Source organism: Streptomyces sp. NPDC052107, assembly GCF_040680215.1.
Lineage (GTDB): Bacteria > Actinomycetota > Actinomycetes > Streptomycetales > Streptomycetaceae > Streptomyces.
In genome coordinates this window covers 22,796-41,044 of sequence record NZ_JBFAWG010000038.1, presented here as the reverse complement: position 1 = coordinate 41,044, position 18,249 = coordinate 22,796, and the positions used below count along the sequence as shown (strand labels likewise).

Below are 18,249 nucleotides of genomic sequence, written 5' to 3'. Positions count from 1 at the left end.
CTGCCCGGGTGCGGAGGGGCGCCTCCGCCGCGCTGCCCGCCCGGCTGCGTCGGGGACGTGACCAGGCCGCCTCCATCGGAGATCACCACCGACAACAGGCACCGCCTCGCCCGGGTAACGCGGTCGGCGCGTCAGCGTCGCGCGGCCGCTTCGTCCAGTACTTCCCGTGCCACGGCCAGCGCCTCGGCGCGATCTTCGGGTACGAGCCCGATGCGGGTGCGCCGGTCCAGGAGGTCGGACTCGTCCAGGGCGCCCTCGTGCCGTACGGCCCACAGCAGCTCCGCACGGGTCACCGGGTGGCCCGGCAGCACGGGCTCGGCCAGGGCCGGATCCCCGGTCCCGAGGGCGTGGACGGCCCCGGCCTCCGTGCCGTAGCGGCGGACCAGGCGCCGGGGTGCCGACAGGGTGCGCAGCCGGCCGGGTGCGGCGGCGCCGACCAGCGGCAGCGCGGCGGTGGGGGAGGGCGCGGCGGGAAGGCCCCGCGCGGCGGTCGCGGCGTCCACGGCGTCCTGGGCCATCCGCCGGTAGGTGGTGAGCTTGCCGCCGACGATCGTCGTGATGCCGTCGGGGGACGTCAGCACGGCGTGCCGGCGGGAGATGTCGGAGGTGCGGGCGGGGGCTCCGTCTCGGGCGTCGTGGCCGGAGGTGTCCAGCAGGGGGCGCAGTCCGGCGAAGGCGCCGACGACCTCGTCCCGGGCCACCGGCGTGTCCAGGACCGAGCCGAGCACGTCCAGCAGGAAGCCGATGTCGGTCTCGGGAACCTCAGGGACGTCCGGGATCCCGCCGTCGACCGGCTCGTCGGTGAGACCGACGTACACCCGGCCGTCGCCCTGGGGCAGGACCAGGACGAAGCGGCTGGTCTCGCCGGGGATGGGGATGTGCAGGCCGGCCGGCAGGGTGCCGAGCCGCTCCGAGCGCAGGACCAGATGGGTGCCGCGGGAGGGCCGGATCCGGATGCCCTCGACAAGGCCGCCCGCCCACACGCCGGCCGCGTTGACGACCGCGCGTGCCTTGATCTCGCCCTCCTCGCCGGTGAGTTCGTCGCGGATCCGGGCGCCGGTGCCGGTCAGCTCCAGCACCCTGACCCGGGTCAGCACCCGGGCGCCCCGCGCGGCGGCCGTCCTGGCCAGGGCCGTGACCAGCCGGGCGTCGTCGGTCACCTTGCCGTCCCAGGACAGCAGTCCGCCGCGCAGTCCGGCCGAGCGCACCGAGGGCGCCAGATGCCGGGCCTCCGTCGCCGACAGCCGGCGCGGGGCGGGCAGCACCTGGCGCGGGGTCCGGGCGGCCAGCCGCAGCATGTCCCCGGCCCGGAACCCGGCCCACGCCAGCGAGGCCTGGGCCCGGGACACCAGGGGGGTCAGCGGCAGGACGAAGGGCTGGGCGGCCACGAGGTGCGGGGCGGTGCAGGTCATCAGCACCCCACGCTCGACCGCGCTCTCGTGCGCCACGTCGAACTGCGCAGAGGCCAGATAGCGCAGCCCGCCGTGGATGAGCTTCGAACTCCAGCGGGAGGTGCCGAAGGCCATGTCGTGGGCGTCCACCGCGACGACGTCGAGACCGCGGGCCGCCGCGTCCAGCGCGGCTCCGGCCCCGGTGGCGCCGAGCCCGACGACCAGGACGTCGGCGACCCTGCCGTCGGCGGCCTCGGCCAGTTCCCGGCGACGGCGGTGTGCGCTGAGGGACGAGCCGACGTCGGCCCGGGTGTGACTCATCAGATCTCCTTCGAGGAAACCCCGTCGTTCAGGGCGGGGAGGAATCGAGCCCCTGAGCAGGGGAAGGAAAGCAGGTTCGTCGCCGGGGCGGGCTGGTACTTGTGCCCAACTACCGGGCAGCGTTCACAAACTGATGGGCTAGTATGTGAGCCGTGAGGGCCACCGGCGTGAAGCGGGCGTTCAAGTACCGCTTCTATCCGACCGATGCGCAGGCAGCCGAGCTGTCGCGCACGTTCGGTTGCGTGCGGAAGGTCTACAACCTGGCCCTTGCGGTGCGCACCGAGGCGTGGGCGCGACAGGAGCGGGTGAACTACAGCCAGACGTCGGCGATGTTGACGGCCTGGAAGCAGACCGTGGAACTGGCGTATCTCAACGACGTCTCCTCCGTCCCGCTCCAGCAGGCACTGCGCCACCTTCAGACGGCGTTCACCAATTTCTTCGCCAAGCGCGCGAAGTACCCTCGTTTCAAGTCGCGGAAGAAGTCGCGGAAGTCGGCGGAGTACACCACCAGCGCGTTCCGGTTCCGGGACGGGAAGCTGACGCTGGCGAAGATGGCGGAGCCGCTGGACATCGTGTGGTCCCGTCCGCTTCCCGAAGACGCTTCGCCGTCCACGGTGACCGTCTCCCAGGACACGGCCGGACGCTGGTACGTGTCCCTGCTGTGCGAAGACCCCTCCGTCCAGCCACTTCCGGCAACTGACACGGCGATCGGCATAGACGCCGGCCTCGACCACCTTCTGACCCTCTCCACCGGAGAGAAGATCGCCAACCCCCGGCACGAGCGGCGAGAACGCGCCCGCCTTGCCACGGCCCAGCGGCAGCTTGCCCGCAAGGCCAAGGGTGACGGAGTGAACCGGGCCAAGGCCCGCCGGAAGGTCGCCAAGGTCTATGCCCGCATCGCCGACCGGCGACGCGACCACCTGCACACGATCACCACTCGGCTCGTTCGTGAGAACCAAACGATCGTGATCGAGGACCTGGCCGTTGGGAACATGGTGAAGAACGGCCGCCTCGCCCGCGCCATCAGCGACGCGGCGTGGAGCGAGTTCCGGAGCATGCTGGAGTACAAGGCCCGCTGGTACGGCCGGGAAGTGATCGCGGTCGACCGCTGGTTCCCCTCCTCCAGGCTGTGCTCCACCTGCGGCAGCTTGCAGGGCGCGATGGCGCTGCACGTCCGTTCCTGGACGTGCGACTGCGGCACGACCCACGACCGGGACGTGAACGCGGCGAAGAACATCCTGGCGGCCGGGCTGGCCGTGTCTGTCTGTGGAGCTGGTGTAAGACCTCAACGGAGAACTCCGGGCGGGCAGTCGGCGACGAAGCAGAAACCCCCACGGCGCGAGCCGTAGGAATCCCCCCTCCTTCAGGAGAGGGGAGGATGTCAAGGCGTGAGGGTCCTCTCCAGGAGGGTGCGCAGCTCGTCGAGGAAGGCGGCGGAGTCGAGCTCCGGATCGTCCTCGTCGGTCATCGTGCGCAGGGACAGGGTGAAGGACTGCACGGTCAACAGCAGGGCGCGGGCCTGCCGTTCGACATGCCCGGGGCGTACGGAGCCGTCCGCGTGGCCGTCGCGCAGCCCTTCGGCCAGCAGCGCCAGCAGCGCCTCCTGGCTGGCTCCGCGCCGGTCGAGCACGTAGGGGAGGAGCAGTTCCGGATCGACGTCGACGATCTTGCGGAACAGCGGGTGCGCCCGGAAGGCCTCGACACCCGCCACGAGTCCGTCCACGATCCGGGTGCGGGTGTCCGTGCCGGAGGCGGGCTCGGGGATCGCCCGGGTGGCCACGCCGATCCACTCGCGGGTCATCAGATCGCCCACCAGGGTGCGCAGATCCGGCCAGCGACGGTACAGCGTCATCCGTGAGACACCGGCGCGGCGGGCCACGTCGGCGAGGGTGGTACGGCGGACGCCGACGGCCAGCACACAGTCGCGTACCGCGTCGAGCACATGATCGTTGTCCGAACCGTTGTGACGAATAGGCGTCATGTGTCACAGTGTAACGCCCCGGGCGTCGGGCGAAGCAGACACCGTCGCCCCGGGCACGGCCCGCCGGCCGTCGCGCGAACCGAGCACACCGAGCACACCGACCTGTGAGGACGACCGTTCAATGGACATGCTGTGGAACGGCTGGGGCGACCCGGCCAAGGCGGCACCGCTGCCCGACTCGGTGACCGGACTGCTCCGCGACCTGCTCGGCGTCAAGCCCCGCACCACCCCCGCCCTCGCCCTCGAGGACATCGAGCTGCCCGCCACCACGGCCGCCCCCGCCGCGCTCAAGGCGCTCGCCGAGGCCGTCGGCGGCGAGGACCACGTCCGTACCGACGGCGAGAGCCGCATCCGCCACACCCGCGGCAAGTCCACCCCGGACCTGCTGCGCATCCGCGCCGGCGACTTCGCCGACGTCCCGCAGGCCGTCGTCCTGCCCGCCTCCCACGACGAGGTCCTCGCCGTACTGCGCGCCTGCGCCGCCCACGGCCTCGCCGTCGTCCCCTTCGGCGGCGGCACCTCGGTGGTCGGCGGACTCGCCCCCCAGCGCACCGCGTTCATCGCCCTGGACCTTCGCCGCATGAACGGCCTGCTCGACCTGGACACCGTCTCGCGCACCGCCGTGCTCCAGCCGGGTCTGCGCGCCCCCGAGGCCGAGGCCCAGCTCGCCGAACACGGCTTCACCCTCGGCCACTTCCCGCAGTCCTTCGAGTGGGCCACCATCGGCGGCTTCGCCGCCGCCCGGTCCAGCGGACAGGCCTCCGCCGGCTACGGCCGCTTCGACGAGATGGTCCTCGGCCTGACCCTCGCCACCCCCGAGGGCACCATCGAGACCGGCCGCGCCCCCCGCTCCGCCGCCGGACCCGACCTGCGCCAGCTCGTCCTCGGCTCCGAGGGCGCCTTCGGCGTCATCACCTCCGTCACCCTACGGATCCGCCCGGTGCCGCAGGTGCGGATCTACGAGGGCTGGCGGTTCGCCTCCTTCGAGGAGGGCGCCGCCGCGCTGCGCAGGCTCGCCCAGGACGGACCCCGGCCGACCGTGCTTCGGCTGTCCGACGAGACCGAGACCCTCATCGGCCTGGCCCAACCGGACGCCATCGGCGGCGACTTGTCCCAGAGCGGAGCGGGCTGCCTGGCCATCACCGGCTACGAGGGCGCGGCCGAGGACACCGCACAGCGCCGGGAGCAGGCGGCAGCCGTCCTCACCGCCTTCGGCGGCACCCTCCTCGGCGCCGAACCGGGCGAACGCTGGGCCCACGGCCGCTTCTCGGCACCGTACCTGCGCGACGCGCTCCTCGACGTCGGCGCCTTCGCCGAAACGCTTGAGACCGCGGCCTTCTGGTCCCGCATCCCCGACCTCTACACGGCCGTACGCACCGCGCTCACCGACACCCTCACCGAAGCCGGCACCCCGCCCCTGGTCATGTGCCACATCTCCCATGTCTACGAGAACGGCGCCTCGCTGTACTTCACGGTCGTCAGCGCCCAGGGCGAGGACCCGGTGGCGCACTGGACGCCCGCCAAGCACGCGGCCAACGAGGCCGTACTGGCGGCCGGCGGCACCATCTCGCACCACCACGGGGTCGGCATCGACCACCGCGACTGGTACGTCCGCGAGGCCGGACCGCTCGGCATCTCGGCCCTGCGCGCCGTCAAGCGCCGCCTGGACCCCGAGTGCCTGCTCAACCCCGGCGTGCTGCTCCCCACCGACTGACCCGCTCCGTCCGACCCCCACCCGATCCGCCTGCTTCGGAGGCACACCGATGCGACAGTTCACCGCCGTCGTCAACCCCACCGCGGGCGGCTCCACCGGGGCGGCGACACTGCTGCACCTGGCCCGGCTGCTGCGCGAGGCCGGGGCCGAGCTGGAGACGGAGTACAGCCACAGCCTCGCCCATGCCCAGGACATCGCCCGCCGCGCCGGTGAGCGCGGCCGGATCGTCCTGGCCGTCGGCGGCGACGGCATCGCCGGCGGTATCGGCGGCGCACTCAGCGGCACCGGAACCGTCCTCGGTCTGGTGCCCGCGGGACGCGGCAACGACTTCGCCCGCGCGCTGAAGCTGCCCGCCGACCCCGCCGCACTCGCCGACATCCTGCTGACCGCCGAGCCACGGCCGGTCGACACCATCGAGGTGGAGTCGGCGGTCCACCCGCGCACGGTCGTGCTGGGCAGCGTCTACGCCGGCGTGGACGCGGTGGCCAACCGGCACGCCAACCACGCCCGGCTGCTGCGCGGGTCCGCCTCCTACTACGCGGGCGGCCTGCGCGCCGTCACCACCTGGCGCGCGGCCGACTACCGCGTCACCGTCGACGGCGAGGAGCACACCCACCGCGGCTACACTGTCGTCGCCGCCAACTCCCCCTACTACGGCTCCGGTCGGCTCATCGCCCCCGACGCACGCGTCGACGACGGCCTGCTGGACGTGGTCATGATCCGGGAGGCACCGCGCCGGCTGTTCTTCACCCTCATGAACGAGCTGAAGACGGGCGGCCATCTGCACCGCCCCGAGGTGCGCGTGCTGCGTGGCAGGGAACTGCGCATCGAGGCGAACAGGCCCGTCCCCTACGGCGCGGACGGCGAGGTCGACGCCACCCTGCCGGTCACGGTGCGGGTGCGACCCGGAGACCTGCCGGTGCTGTACTGACCCACGCCCTGGTCAAGGCGCCGACGAGGCGGGCAGTTCGAGAACTGACGCGGCGTCGGTGCATGACCGGCCGGCCATGGGTAGGGGAGGAGCACCTGGCCGAGCGCGCCGGGGGAGGGGTTGGTCGGTCATGACGCTGGAACCCGCCGAGGGCGTGGCGCAGGCGGTCGTGCTGTACGACGGACGGCTGCTGCTCGTGGACGACGGCGACGGTTGGGCACTGCCGTCCGGTACGCCCGGACCGGCCGAGCCGGCCGAGGCCACCGCAGCGCGCGTCGTCTACGAGCTCACCGGTTACCTCGTCGACGGCACGGAGCCCCTGATCCCGCACGACGGGACACCTGCGGACGAGGTGCCGGCGGTGGTGTGCCAGCTGCTGAGCGAGACTCCGTCGGACGGAGCGAGCCTCGCGCCGGAGCAGGTGCGCTGGGCGCCGATACCCGAGACCATCGAAGTGGCGCTCCCGGCGGTCGTACACGAGTACCTTCAGGGGCACACGCCCGTGTGACGGTCCTGCCGGTCAGCGGTCCTCCGCAGCGTCCGCCGTGCGCGCCAGGAATCGCTGCCGGTCGACGACCGCCCGGTCGATCTCGCCCGTGGCCACCAGCCGGCCCGAGCCGTCGACGGCCCGCACCATGAAGGTGAGCCGCCCGCCCGTGACGGAGGCGGAAGGTTCGGCGCTCACCTCCACCCGGCCGCCGACCGGCGTGGCCCGCAGATGCCGGACCCGCACCTCGGTGCCGACGGTGGTCTGGCCGGACCCGGTGAAGGACGCGGCGGCCCGCAGGGTGGCCGCCTCCATCCACGCGATCAGCCGTGGCGTGGCGAGAACGGGCACGTCACCGCTGCCCACCCGCACCGCGGTGTCGGCGTCGGTCACCTCGTGGCGCATGCCCTCACGCTAGCCCCCGCGGGACCGGCACACCGCACGACTCTGCCGTGGGGGAGGGCCGGGCGTGCTCCCGTTCGTCGGCCGTGCCGGCAGGACCGGCTCAGCGGCCCGACAGTTCCACCACGTCCACTTTGGTGCCGGCCGGCACACCTCCCGGTGGAACCACCGCGAGGCCGTCCGCCAGGGCCAGGCCGCGCAGCATCGCCGGACCGTCGAAGGGCAGCGGTGTCACCTCCTGCCCCGCGGTGAACACCGGCAGCAGCCGGGTGTCGCGCGGATGCCCGGCCAGGGCGGAACCGGCCACCAGCCGGACCGGCTCGGCGGCGCAGTGCCCGCCGAGCCGGCGCAGCAGCGGCTCGGCCAGCGTGACCATGCCGGCCACCGCGGCGAGCGGGTTGCCGGGCAGCCCGACCAGCCGGCGCGCCCGGCCGTCGGCTGTGGCGGGCAGCTCGGCGAGCAGCATCGGGTGACCCGGCCGCACCGCCACGGAGTCCACGAGCAGCCGGGCGCCCACCGCCCGGAGCGTGTCGTGCAGGAAGTCCACCGGTCCGGCGGCGGTACTCCCCGTCGTGACCACGACGTCGGCGGGCGAGCGGCCCACGGCCTCCCGGAGCGCGGCGAGGTCGTCGGCGAGCAGATGATGGCCGATCAGCTCGGCGCCGCACGCGTGCAGCCACGGCGGCAGCAGCGGCCCGAGCGCGTCACGGACCCGCCCGCCGCGCGGCACGCCCTGCTGGAGCAACTCGTCGCCGAGGACCAGCAGTTCGACGCTTGGCCGGCGGTGCACCGTCAGCCGGTCGTACCCGGCGGCGGCCGCCAGGCCCAGCACCCGCTCGGTCACCGTGGTGCCGGAGGGCAGCAGCGGCTCACCGGAGCGGCACTCCTGGCCGCGCGGCCGGACGTCGCGGCCTTGGGGCACCGGCGTGGGGGAGCGGTCGTGCAGCAGGCCCCGCCCGGGGTCCGGCTCGCCGTGCTCGCGCCGCAGTACGGCGGTCGCGCCGGGCGGCACGGGGGCGCCGGTGGCGATGGGAACTGCCGAGTCCGGCGCGAGCGGCCCGGGCTCCCGGCCGGCCAGGACGCCGGCGTCGCCGAGCCGCCACGGGCCCGGTCCGGCCACGGCCCAGCCGTCCATCGCGGCGGTCGCGAACGGCGGCAGGTCGGTGAGCGCGACGAGCGGTTCGGCCAGCGCGTGGCCCAGCGCGTCGGTGAGGGTGCGGGGGACCGCGGGCAGCGGCCGCTCGGCGCAGGACCGGGCGATCGAGCGGGCCCGTTCCCAGGACCGCGCGGCCCGGAGCGAGTCGGGCTCGGCCCGCGGTCCGTGCGCTGCCGTGCCGTCGGCCGGGCGCGTCCGGGATGCCGTCATGCGGGTCATCGTTGGTGAGCCGTCCGAGGAAGTCAAAGAGGCACCGCTTGTCTGCCGATAGGCGGCGCTTATCTGATAACCCGCGCTTATCACGCCATCGAAAACACCTCTTTGACGTGCCTCGGGAAAGAGGCGGATGCTGCCCCGCAGTGTCCATCGGAGAAAGAGGCGGACCGGAAAATGAGCGGTATCGAGGACCCCGGCGACGATCTGTCGGTCACCCCGCCCAAGCGCTGGGCGACGGGTGTCCCGGCGGTGACGCACGCACTGGAGTACTCGCTGGGGCAGACGACCGTACGACGCACCGCGCTGACGCTGCTGAACATCAACCAGGTCAAGGGATTCGACTGCCCGGGATGCGCCTGGCCCGAGCCCGCGCCGGGCAAGCGGCACCTCAACGAATACTGCGAGAACGGCGCCAAGCACATCAGCGACGAAGCCACCTCGCGCCGGGTCACCGCCGAGTTCTTCCGCCGGCACTCGATCGCCGAACTGGGCGCCAAGTCGGACTACTGGCTCAACCAGCAGGGCCGGCTGACCGAACCCATGATCAAGCGGCCCGGCGCCGATCACTACGAACCGATCGGCTGGGACGAGGCGCTCGACGTGCTGGCCGGAGAGCTCCGCCGGCTGGACTCCCCGGACGAGGCCCTCTTCTACACCTCCGGCCGGCTGAACAACGAGGCCGCCTTCCTGCTGCAGCTCTTCGTCCGCGCCTACGGCACCAACAACCTGCCCGACTGCTCCAACATGTGCCACGAGTCCAGCGGTTCCGCGCTGATGGAGACCCTGGGCATCGGCAAGGGCAGCGTCTCGCTGGACGACATCCACACCGCGGACCTCGTCTTCGTCGTCGGACAGAACCCGGGCACCAACCATCCGCGGATGCTGACCGCGCTGGAGGAGACCAAGCGCAACGGCGGCAAGGTCATCGCGGTGAACCCGCTGCCGGAGGCCGGGCTCATCCGCTTCAAGCACCCGCAGAAGGCACGCGGAGTGATCGGCCGGGGCACCGCCATCGCCGACCAGTTCCTGCAGATCCGCCCCGGCGGGGACCTCGCCCTGTTCCAGGCGCTCAACCGGCTGCTGCTGGAGGCCGAGGACGAGCGCCCGGGCACCGTGCTCGACCACGCCTTCATCAGCGCCCACACCACCGGCTTCGCCGACTTCGCCGAGCACGCCAGGAAGGTTCCGTGGGAGGACATCCTCACCGCGACCGGGCTCACCCGCGAGGAGATCGAGCGCGTCCACGACCGGGTGCTGCAGAGCGGGAAGATCATCGTGTGCTGGGCCATGGGCCTCACCCAGCACAAGCACGGCGTCCCCACCATCCGCGAGGTGGTCAACTTCCTGCTGCTGCGCGGCAACATCGGCAGGCCCGGCGCCGGGGTCTGCCCGGTGCGCGGCCACAGCAACGTCCAGGGCGACCGCACGATGGGCATCTGGGAACGCATGCCCCAGACGTTCCTCGACGCCCTGGGCCGGGAGTTCGGGTTCACCCCGCCCGCGAAGCACGGACTGGACTCGGTCGACGGCATCCGTGCGATGCGCGACGGCACCGCGAAGCTCTTTCTCGGCGTGGCCGGCAACTTCGTCCGGGCCACCCCCGACAGCCATGTCACCGAGGAGGCGATGCGGCGGTGCCGGCTCACCGCGCACATCTCCACCAAGCTCAACCGCTCCCACGCGGTCTGCGGTGACACCGCCCTCATCCTGCCCACCCTCGGCCGCAGCGACCGCGACGTCCAGGCGTCGGGCGAGCAGTTCATCACCGTCGAGGACTCCATGAGCGAGGTGCACGCCTCCCGCGGTCGCCTGGCACCGGCCTCCCCGCACCTGCTCAGCGAGGTAGCGATCGTCAGCCGGCTGGCCCGCCGCACCCTCGGTGACGCACCCGCCATCCCGTGGGAGGAGTTCGAGGCGGACTACGCCACCGTCCGCGACCGCATCTCCCACGTCGTACCGGGCTTCGAGGACTTCAACGCCCGGGTGGCCGGGCCGGGCGGTTTCCGGCTGCCCAACCCGGTCAACCAGCGCGTCTTCCGCACCCCGAGCGGCAAGGCGGTCTTCACCGCCAACGAGTTCACGATGCCCGACATCCCCGAGGGACATCTGCTGCTGCAGACACTGCGCTCCCACGACCAGTGGAACACCATCCCGTATGCGACGAACGACCGCTACCGCGGCATCCACAACGCCCGCCGGGTGGTGCTCGTCAACCCCGCCGACCTGGCCGCCCTCGGGTTCGCCGACCGTGACCGGGTGGACCTGGTCGCTGTCTGGCACGACGGGCTGGAGCGCCGGGCGGAGGACTTCCGCGTCGTCGCCTACCCCACCAGCCGTGGCTCCGCCGCCTCCTACTACCCCGAGACCAACGTCCTGGTACCGCTGGACAGCGTCGCCGACATCAGCAACACCCCCACATCCAAAGGCGTGTTGATCCGCCTGGAGCCCACGCGGGCCGACGCCGGCTGAAAGACCGCCGGAGCGTGGCTCCGGACGGGAGAGGAGCAGGACCATGGGACGAGTCACGGTGCGCCGGCGGGTGCTGCGGATCCGCGACGGAGCGCCCTCAGCGCGGCCGGACACCCTGGCCGCCGAGGAACCGATGGAGATCCGGGTCGGCGGGCGCCCTCTCACCGTGACCATGCGCACCCCGGGCGACGACTTCGACCTCGCGGCCGGCTTCCTCGCCGGCGAGGGCGTCGTCCACGCCGCCGAGGATGTGACCGGGATCCGCTACTGCGCCGGCGCCACGGCGGACGGTGGCAACACCTACAACGTGGTGGACGTCGCCCTGGCCTCCGGCGTGGCCCTGCCCGACGCGTCGCTGGAGCGGAACTTCTACACCACCTCCTCGTGCGGCCTGTGCGGCAAGGCCAGCCTGGACGCGGTGCGCATGGCCACGAGGTGGTCCGTGGCCGAGGACCCGCTGAGCGTGGGCCCGGAGCTGCTGGCCTCCCTGCCCGGAAAGCTGCGTGCGGCGCAGAAGGTGTTCGACAGCACCGGCGGCCTGCACGCGGCCGGACTGTTCACGGCGGACGGCGAGCTGCTGTGCCTGCGGGAGGACGTGGGCCGGCACAACGCCGTGGACAAGGTCGTCGGACACGCCCTGCGCTCGGGCCTGCTGCCGTTGCGCGGCACTGTGCTGATGGTCAGCGGCCGCGCCTCCTTCGAGCTGGTACAGAAGGCCGTACTCGCCGGGATTCCCCTGCTGGCGGCGGTCTCGGCCCCCTCCTCGCTGGCCGTGGACCTTGCGGCCGAGAGCGGGCTGACCCTGGTCGGCTTTCTGCGCGGCACGTCGATGAACGTGTACGCCGGTGCGGAGCGGCTCCAGCCGCAGCCGGTGGGCTGACGCGGTCTGACCGGGCCCGCGGTCGCCGGAGCCGGGTCGCCGCCCTCGGCGGTCGCGGGGCCGAGCAGCCGCGCCCGGCGACCGCAAGGACGGTCGGAATGGCCGACGGCTCCGTGGGGTCGGGCGGCGGACACCGGGCCGGCCGTGCCAGGGCGACGGCAGTGCGCACCGGTGAGCCGCATCCGCGCCCGGCGCCGTCGGCTACCGCCCGGGATCCCCCGGCATGTGCTCCAGGGCCGAGGCCACGTCCGTGGTGCGGGCGATGTCCGTCAGCGCCCTCGCCATCACCGAACCCGGCTCCCGGGCGGCGATGACCAGACCCACCGGCACCGCCGCGGCGGGCTCGACCAGCGGCACCGCCCGCATCCCGTGCGGGACACCGAACACATGGAGCCAGGCATGCGGCACGATGGCCGCCCACTGGCCCGTCCTGACGTGCGCGAACAGCGCCGCCACGGAGTCGGTCTCCAACCGTGGCGAGGGTTGCGTCCCCGCCTGAGCGAACAGTTCGTCCAGCACCCGGCGGCCCTGCATCGCCGGGGTCAGCATGCACAGCGGCAGCCGTGACGCCTCCGCCCAGGTGGCCGACGTACGCCGGGCCAGGCCGTCGGCGGCCGTGAGCAGCAGGACGTACCGCTCCTGGTACAGGGGAACCGTGTGGAAGCCACCCTCTGACACGTCCTCGCGCAGATAGGTCACCCCGGCGTCGAGCTCGAAGTTCTGCAGCTGCCGCAGGATGTCCACCGACTGCATGTCCGCTATGACCTCGACCGTGACCAGCGGGTGCGCCGCGCAGAACGGGCCGGTCAGCTGGGCGACGGCACCGGACGCGGTCGGCACCGTACCGATCCGCATCCTGCCGCTCAGCCCGTCGCGCAGGACGTCGACCTCGTCCTTGAGGGCATCACGGTCGGCGAGGATCCGCTGCGCCCATACGACGATGCGCTCCCCCTCCGGGGTGAGGCCCTCGTACTTGCGGCCGCGTCGCACCAGCGGCACGTCGAGTTCCTCCTCCAGCTTGCGCAGCGCCTCCGACAGGGCGGGCTGGGAGACGTAGCAGGCCTGGGCGGCACGGGCGAAATGCCGCTCCCGGGAGAGGGCGACGAGGTATTCCAGCTGACGAAAGAGCACGACACGGGTGTACCCGACCGCTCCCCGCAAAGCCAATCCCGCCCGCCAGTCGGTCGGCTGGTCCGCTCGTGGGCGGGTCCGCGTTCCTTGGCAGTCCGCTCCTTGTCCGGTCCGCTCCTTGTCCGGTCCGCTCCTTGTCCGGTCGGCTCCTTGTCCGGTCCGCCCCTGGCCCGTCCGCCCCCTGGCCGGTCCGTCTCTCGGCCGGTCGGCCGGTCCGCCTCTCGGCCCGTCGGCCGGTCGGCCCCTCCGCCCCCGGTCCGGCGGCCGGTCCGCCCCCGGTCCGGCGGCCGGTCCGCCCGTTCGCCCGACCGTCCCGGCCCGCGGCCCGTCCACACGACCGTCCCGGCCCGTCCCTTCCCCGCACCCGTCCGTCGGCCGGTCCGCTTGTCGGCCCGCCTACGACCTGCCGAGTCGGCCCGGCCGGGCCATGCTGGAACGGCTTGGTCTCCGAGGACCCCATGTCTCCAGAACCTCATGAGGAGGCGGACTCCCGTGGTCGAACCGCAGCCCGTCATCGTCCCGCCGGCCAGGGCGGCACTGTTCCTCGTGGTCATCATCGTGCCGGGCGGGGAGGACACGGTCCGCGACCTGCTCGAGGACGTCTCGGGGCTGCGCCGCTCGGTGGCCTTCCGCGAGCCGGCCGAGGAACTCAGCTGTGTCGTCGGCATCGGATCGCACGCATGGGACCGGCTGTTCAGCGGCCCGCGCCCACGGCAGCTGCATCCCTTCAAGGACCTGGTCGGCCCACGCCATCGAGCGCTCGGCACACCGGGCGACCTCCTTTTCCATGTCCGCTCCCACCGTATGGATCTCTGCTTCGAACTGGCCCGGCTGCTGGGCGAGCGACTCGGGGGAGCGGCCACCGTGGTCGACGAGGTGCATGGCTTCAAATTCTTCGACGAACGCGACCTGCTCGGCTTCGTGGACGGCAGTGAGAACCCCGAGGGAAAGGTCGCGGACGACGCCGTTTTCATCGGCGAGGAGGACGTGGAATTCGCGGGCGGCAGCTATGTGATCGTGCAGAAGTACCTGCACGACATGACCGCCTGGAACGCCCTGTCGGTCGAGGAACAGAACCTGGTCATCGGGCGCACCAAACTGGCCAACATCGAACTCCCCGACGATGTGAAGCCCACCGACTCCCATGTCGCGCTCACCACGATCACCGACGAGAACGGCGACGAACGCAAGATCGTGCGGGAGAACATGCCTTTCGGCAACATCGCCCAAGGCGAGTTCGGCACCTATTTCATCGGATATGCCCGTACCCCGGACGTGACGGAGGAAATGCTGAGGAACATGTTCCTCGGCAGGGATCCGGGCCGGAACGACCGGATTCTCGAATTCTCGGTGGCGGTCACGGGCTGCCTCTTCCACGTGCCCACCGTCACTTTTCTCGACGACCTGCCCGCCGCCCCGCATGGCTCGTAACCCAGCGTTAGCGGGAGGGGCGCGCGTGTCCTCCGTTTGCGGTGCCGTGCGCTGCGGGGTTCAGTGAGTACGGACCCCGGAACAACCACCCCGCGGTTATCGACTCCCCCGCGCTCAGGAGCTGTCATGTCGATGTCGTTCGGTGCACCGTTCGGTTCGTCGGACCCCTTCAGCGAGTTGTTCAATCGCTTCTTCGGGATGTCGCCGGCGTCATCGCCTCCCGCGGTACAGCGGGTTCCCATCGGCCGCCTGCTGACGGAGTCGTCGCAGGAACTGCTCAACCTGGCCGCGCGGCGGGCGCTGGAGGACGGCACGTCCGACCTGGACACCGAGCATCTGCTGTGGGCGGCCACCAAGGTCGAACCGTCCCGGAGACTGCTGTCCCAGCTGGACGTCGATCCCGACACGCTGGCGGCCGAGCTCGCCAAGATCCTGCCCCGGGAGTCCGGTGAGCCGTCCGCGCAACCGGGCCTCACCCCGGCGGCCAAACGGACGCTCGGCGCCGCGTACGCCCAGTCGCAAGCGGCCGGTGTGTCGTACATCGGCCCCGAGCACATCCTCGGCGCGCTGCTGGGCGACAGCGACACGGGAGCTGCCAAGGTGCTGCGTGCCGAAGGCATGGACACGCGGAAACTGGCCGGTCTGACCGAGCAGGCCGCTCGGAGCGAGGGGCTTCCCGCCGAACGGAAGAAGGCGCCGGCGACGACGCTGGACGAATTCGGGCGGGATCTGACGGAGGAGGCGAAGGCGGGGAAGCTGGATCCCGTGGTGGGGCGTGGGGAGGAGATCGAGCAGACGGTCGAGATCCTCTCGCGGCGGTCGAAGAACAATCCGGTGCTGATCGGTGAGCCGGGCGTGGGCAAGACGGCGATCGTGGAGGGGCTGGCGCAGCGGATCGTGGCGGGTGAGGTGCCCGACAGCCTCAAGGACAAGAGGGTCGTGGCCCTGGACCTGTCGGGGATGGTCGCGGGGGCACAGTACCGGGGCCAGTTCGAGGAGCGGTTGAAGAAGGTCATCGAGGACGTCCAGGCCGCCAAGGGCCAGATCATTCTGTTCATCGACGAACTCCACACCGTCGTGGGTGCCGGCGCGACGGGGGAGGGGTCGATGGACGCGGGCAACATGCTCAAGCCCGCCCTCGCGCGCGGTGAACTCCATGTCGTGGGCGCCACGACGATCGACGAGTACCGCAAGTACGTGGAGAAGGACGCGGCGTTGGAGCGGCGGTTCCAGCCGGTGATGGTGCCCGAGCCGACAGTGGAGGAGACGGTGCAGATCCTGGAGGGTCTGCGGGACTCCTACGAGGCGCACCATCAGGTCCGGTTCCACGATGGCGCGTTGGTGGCCGCGGCCGAACTGTCCGACCGCTACATCACCGACCGTTTCCTGCCCGACAAGGCGATCGATGTGATGGACCAGGCCGGTGCGCGGGTCCGGCTGCGCAGCGTGGGCCGGTCCACGGAGGTGATCAGCCGCGAGGACCGCATCGCCCAGCTCCGCCGCGAACTCGACCAGGCCGTCTCCGGGGAGGACTTCGAGAAGGCGTCGGAACTGAAGCGGCAGATCTCCGAGGTGGAGGGCGAACTCGCCGGCATCGAGGAACGCCGCGAGGGTGTGGTGTCGGTGACGGCCTCCGATATCGCCGACGTGGTCTCCCGCCGTACGGGGATCCCGGTGTCGCAGCTGACGGCGAGCGAGAAGGAGAAGCTGCTCAGGCTCGAGGAGGAGATGCACGCCCGGATCGTCGGCCAGGACGAGGCCGTCACCGCCGTCTCGCAGGCGGTCCGGCGCAACCGGGCGGGGATGGGGGATCCGAACCGGCCGGTGGGATCCTTCCTGTTCCTCGGGCCCACGGGTGTCGGCAAGACCGAACTCGCCAAGACCCTCGCGGCGTTGCTGTTCGGGGACGAGGACCGGATGATCCGGTTCGACATGAGCGAGTTCCAGGAGAAGCACACCGTCGCCCGGTTGGTGGGTGCCCCTCCCGGATACGTGGGTTATGAGGAAGCGGGTCAGCTGACGGAGAAGGTGCGCCGCCGGCCCTACAGCGTGGTGCTGTTCGACGAGGTGGAAAAGGCACACCCGGACGTCTTCAACACCCTGCTGCAGATTCTGGACGACGGCCGGCTCACCGACGCTCAGGGCCGCACCGTCGACTTCCGGCACTGCGTGATCATCATGACGTCCAACATCGGCGCGCACCGGATCCTGGACCACAAGGGTGATGTGTCGGAGCTGAAGGACGAGTTGATGGAGGACCTGCGGACCAGATTCCTGCCGGAGTTCCTCAACCGGATCGACGACATCATCATCTTCCACGGGCTGACGCAGGGGGATCTCGGAGAGATCGTGGACCATCTGCTGGACCAGAGCAAGCGCCGCGTCCACGCCCAGGGGATGACGCTGGAGGTGACCGACGCGGCGAAGAAGCTGCTCATCGCACACGGCCACCAGCCGGAGTTCGGTGCCCGCCCGCTGCGCCGCACCATCCAGGCGGAACTCGACAATCGGATCGCCACCCTCCTGCTCAGCGGCGACGCCGAACCCGGCGACACCATCGTCGCCGACGTCGAACACGACTCCCTCCATTGCAGGGTGCGCAAGAGCAGCGGCTCCGGCGAGCCTGGCGAGGCGGGCGCCGCGTCAGCGGAGAAGTGACGGCGGGGGAGGGACAGCCCGCCGGCGGACACACCCGGGCGTGACGTACGCCCGGGTGTTCATCTCAGGAGGACGCCATGGCGCACCACCATCACAAGTCCAACGAGAGGGTCGAGGGAAACCCGGACACCGGCCACGGCCGCGGGATGCCGCGCCGGCCCGACGAGGCGCGAGTCGAGCGGCGCACCCGTGAGGACCGCCGGGAGGCGGGGCTGCCGGTCGGGAAGTGGGAGGACACCGAGACCCCGTACGAGGAGGAACGCGCCGAGGCCGACCGCGAGGAGGACTGACTCCGCGGTTCAGCCCTGCGCGCTCTGTTCCCCGATCGACACCACGACCACGCTAGACGGGCCGTCCGGCGTGTCGAAGTGGACCGCGTCACCGGGGCGGTGTCCGAGCAGCGCACGGCCGAGCGGGCTGTCGGAGGTGACCAGGTTCTGGTCCAGGGCCTCGGCGAGTTCGCCGATCTGGAGCGTCTCCACCGAGCCGTCCGGGAAGCGGACGGTGACCGTGCTGCCCACGCCGACCACGTCCGTGGGGGCGGGCCCGGCCACGTCCGCTTGGCGCAGCCGCTCGGTGATGGTCTCGATACGACGGTCCAGGCGGTCGAGCTGATTGGCGCGCTGCAATTGTTCTGCCTGGTCTGCCTGGTCGCCCACGTCCGTGCGGTCCTGCAGGATTCCGGCGACGAGTCGCCGCTCGTCACGCAGGTCGGCCAGCTCTTGCTCCAGCGCGCGGCGGGCAGCGGAACCGATCGGCTCCGGGTCACCGGTCATTTCCGGCTCCTCTGGTCCAGGGGAGAATATTCATTAGTCGGGCATTTTTCGCATCGTATCAACGAGAGCCCCGGGGTCGTGCCGCCCCGCAGTCGTGGTCGGGGCAGCGGCTGCGGTGGAGATGGCGAGTCTCCCGATATACGGTGTTTTTCTGGTGTTTTCTTCGCCGGTCTCCCTCTCTCTCCAGGAGGTTTCCATGTCCTCGAAGCGACGCCGTAAGAAGAAGTCGCGGCGCGGCCATCGCGCCAATCACGGCAAGCGGCCCCAGTGCTGACGACCCTCAGACGCGAGAGACTGATGCCAGA

The 18,249-nt window shown here is 71.6% G+C and carries 15 protein-coding genes; 9 read left to right on the top strand and 6 right to left on the bottom strand.

The window, feature by feature from the left end; translation table 11 throughout:
- Positions 1-131: 131 nt before the first annotated feature.
- Entirely contained in the window at positions 132-1,712 is a 1,581-nt protein-coding gene (locus AB0M27_RS30315) for a glycerol-3-phosphate dehydrogenase/oxidase (protein ID WP_365726218.1), read from the bottom strand.
- Between the two features lie 152 nt (positions 1,713-1,864).
- Here AB0M27_RS30315 and AB0M27_RS30310 point away from each other — a divergent pair, with 152 nt between their 5' ends.
- A complete protein-coding gene (locus tag AB0M27_RS30310) occupies positions 1,865-3,061 on the top strand; it encodes an RNA-guided endonuclease TnpB family protein (RefSeq protein ID WP_365726216.1) in 1,197 nt (398 codons plus the stop codon).
- Between the two features lie 32 nt (positions 3,062-3,093).
- Here the strand turns inward: AB0M27_RS30310 and AB0M27_RS30305 are convergent, their stop codons facing one another.
- Positions 3,094-3,693: a TetR/AcrR family transcriptional regulator gene (locus AB0M27_RS30305; protein WP_365726214.1), complete on the bottom strand. Its 600-nt coding sequence runs from the start codon at positions 3,691-3,693 to the stop codon at positions 3,094-3,096.
- 121 nt (positions 3,694-3,814) lie between these two features.
- Between AB0M27_RS30305 and AB0M27_RS30300 the strand changes: the two genes are divergently transcribed.
- The 3 genes from AB0M27_RS30300 (at position 3,815) to AB0M27_RS30290 (ending at position 6,846) form a co-directional block, all read left to right on the top strand.
- A complete protein-coding gene (locus tag AB0M27_RS30300) occupies positions 3,815-5,407 on the top strand; it encodes an FAD-binding oxidoreductase (RefSeq protein WP_365726212.1) in 1,593 nt (530 codons plus the stop codon).
- Between the two features lie 49 nt (positions 5,408-5,456).
- Entirely contained in the window at positions 5,457-6,338 is an 882-nt protein-coding gene (locus AB0M27_RS30295) for a diacylglycerol kinase family protein (RefSeq protein ID WP_365726210.1), read from the top strand.
- A gap of 130 nt (positions 6,339-6,468) precedes the next feature.
- Positions 6,469-6,846 carry an NUDIX domain-containing protein gene (locus tag AB0M27_RS30290; protein WP_365726208.1) on the top strand — a complete coding sequence of 126 codons (378 nt, stop codon included), beginning with the start codon at positions 6,469-6,471 and terminating at the stop codon, positions 6,844-6,846.
- A gap of 12 nt (positions 6,847-6,858) precedes the next feature.
- Here AB0M27_RS30290 and AB0M27_RS30285 read toward each other — a convergent pair whose 3' ends face one another.
- Together AB0M27_RS30285 and AB0M27_RS30280 are read right to left on the bottom strand one after the other, a co-directional pair.
- Complete coding sequence (locus tag AB0M27_RS30285) at positions 6,859-7,230, bottom strand: hotdog domain-containing protein (RefSeq protein ID WP_365726206.1); 372 nt, start codon at positions 7,228-7,230, stop codon at positions 6,859-6,861.
- A 100-nt stretch (positions 7,231-7,330) separates the two neighbouring features.
- Positions 7,331-8,593 carry a molybdopterin molybdotransferase MoeA gene (locus tag AB0M27_RS30280; protein ID WP_365726204.1) on the bottom strand — a complete coding sequence of 421 codons (1,263 nt, stop codon included), beginning with the start codon at positions 8,591-8,593 and terminating at the stop codon, positions 7,331-7,333.
- Positions 8,594-8,773: 180 nt separating this feature from the next.
- Between AB0M27_RS30280 and AB0M27_RS30275 the strand changes: the two genes are divergently transcribed.
- Entirely contained in the window at positions 8,774-11,068 is a 2,295-nt protein-coding gene (locus AB0M27_RS30275) for an FdhF/YdeP family oxidoreductase (RefSeq protein WP_365726201.1), read from the top strand.
- A gap of 43 nt (positions 11,069-11,111) precedes the next feature.
- Complete coding sequence (fdhD, locus tag AB0M27_RS30270; RefSeq protein ID WP_365726199.1) at positions 11,112-11,948, top strand: formate dehydrogenase accessory sulfurtransferase FdhD; 837 nt, start codon at positions 11,112-11,114, stop codon at positions 11,946-11,948.
- Between the two features lie 201 nt (positions 11,949-12,149).
- Here fdhD and AB0M27_RS30265 read toward each other — a convergent pair whose 3' ends face one another.
- On the bottom strand, positions 12,150-13,079 hold the full coding sequence (locus tag AB0M27_RS30265; protein ID WP_365726197.1) for a LysR family transcriptional regulator: 930 nt from the start codon (positions 13,077-13,079) through the stop codon (positions 12,150-12,152).
- 492 nt (positions 13,080-13,571) lie between these two features.
- Between AB0M27_RS30265 and AB0M27_RS30260 the strand changes: the two genes are divergently transcribed.
- The 3 genes from AB0M27_RS30260 to AB0M27_RS30250 all read left to right on the top strand — a co-directional run bounded on the left by AB0M27_RS30260 (position 13,572) and on the right by AB0M27_RS30250 (position 17,458).
- A complete protein-coding gene (locus AB0M27_RS30260) occupies positions 13,572-14,510 on the top strand; it encodes a Dyp-type peroxidase (RefSeq protein WP_365726195.1) in 939 nt (312 codons plus the stop codon).
- A gap of 126 nt (positions 14,511-14,636) precedes the next feature.
- On the top strand, positions 14,637-17,168 hold the full coding sequence (locus AB0M27_RS30255; RefSeq protein WP_365726193.1) for an ATP-dependent Clp protease ATP-binding subunit: 2,532 nt from the start codon (positions 14,637-14,639) through the stop codon (positions 17,166-17,168).
- A gap of 77 nt (positions 17,169-17,245) precedes the next feature.
- Positions 17,246-17,458 carry a hypothetical protein gene (locus AB0M27_RS30250; protein WP_365726191.1) on the top strand — a complete coding sequence of 71 codons (213 nt, stop codon included), beginning with the start codon at positions 17,246-17,248 and terminating at the stop codon, positions 17,456-17,458.
- Between the two features lie 9 nt (positions 17,459-17,467).
- Here the strand turns inward: AB0M27_RS30250 and AB0M27_RS30245 are convergent, their stop codons facing one another.
- Positions 17,468-17,944, bottom strand: coding sequence for a GreA/GreB family elongation factor (locus AB0M27_RS30245; protein WP_365726189.1), 477 nt, complete (start codon positions 17,942-17,944; stop codon positions 17,468-17,470).
- Positions 17,945-18,249 lie beyond the last annotated feature (305 nt).